The organism is Actinomadura sp. BRA 177, from assembly GCF_013372625.1.
Classification (GTDB): domain Bacteria; phylum Actinomycetota; class Actinomycetes; order Streptosporangiales; family Streptosporangiaceae; genus Spirillospora.
Genome location: NZ_JABXFD010000603.1, coordinates 1 through 1,213, shown reverse-complemented (window position 1 = coordinate 1,213; position 1,213 = coordinate 1). Strand labels below are relative to the sequence as shown.

The following is a 1,213-nucleotide window of genomic DNA, read 5'->3' as shown; positions in this document are numbered from 1 at the left end:
GGGTGGAGGTTAGTTGGGTGGTGGGGGCGGTGGTAGCGTCCGGCGCGTGGCCGAGGTCGTCGTGGCGCAGGGACCGGCCCGCGAGGTCCCCGCCGGCACCGGGGGAGGCGCCCGGCGCCGTCGTCTGCTGCTCAGCGGGCTGATCGCGGGGAGCGCGCTGCTGTACGCGGCGTACGCGCTGATGCGGCTGCGCGCCTTCCGGACCGGCAGCTACGACCTGGTCATCTTCGATCAGGCGGTGCGCTCCTACAGCCGCTTCGACCTGCCGGTCGCCATGGTCAAAGGTGTCCATAACGGGTTCGGGCCGGACTTCTCCGTCCTGGGCGACCACTTCTCGCCGATCCTGGCGCTGCTCGCGCCGCTCTACTGGATCCACGACGGCCCCGAGTCGCTGCTGGTCGCGCAGGCCGTGCTGTTCGCGCTCGCGATCTGGCCGATCTGGCGGTTCGCCGAGCGCAGGCTCGGCCCCGGCGCCGCGTACTGCGCGGCGGGCGCGTACGCGTTGTCGTGGCCGATCGCCGAGGCGCTCGCGTTCGACTTCCACGAGGTCGCGTTCGTGCCGCTGCTGTCGGCGCTGCTGGTCGAGCGGTACGACGCCGGACGGCGCGGCCAGGCGGCGGTGGCCGCGTTCGCGCTGCTGCTGGTCAAGGAGGACATGGGCCTGCTGCTCGCCGGCTTCGGCCTCTACCTGCTCACCCGGCCGGACGAGCAGGACGGCGAGCGGCGCGGGCTCCGCGACCTGCTGCCGCGCGGCGACCGGCGGGCCGGGCTCGCCTACGCGGTGGTCGGGCTGGTCGCCACCTGGGTCTGCTCCCGCGTGCTCATCGCGGCGTTCGGGGGCGACAACGGCTACTACTGGGCGTACGGGGCGCTCGGGCCGGACGTGCCGCACGCCGCCGCCCACGCCCTCACCCATCCGTGGGACGTCGCGACCGTGCTCGTCGACCCGCCGCAGAAGGTCGTGACGATGGCGCTGCTCGTCCTGCCGCTGCTCCTGCTGCCGCTGGCGTCCCCGCTGACCCTCACCGCCGTCCCGCTGCTGGCCGAGCGGATGCTCGCGAGCCGCTTCGGCAACTGGTGGGAGCCGCATTACCACTACAACGCGTTCCTCATCGCCGTGCTCGTCCTCGCGGCGGTGGACGGGGCGGCGCGGCTGCGCGGGCGGCTGCGGGCGGCGCGGCGCGTCCCGTCCGTCCTGCCGATGGCCGGGATG

Annotated in this window: 1 protein-coding gene; it reads left to right on the top strand. The window is 74.3% G+C overall.

The features are described 5' to 3' along the window. Positions 1–46 precede the first annotated feature (46 nt). Positions 47–1,213, top strand: a 1,167-nt coding sequence (locus HUX53_RS33995; protein ID WP_176407377.1) for a DUF2079 domain-containing protein, incomplete at its 3' end; no start/stop codon positions are given.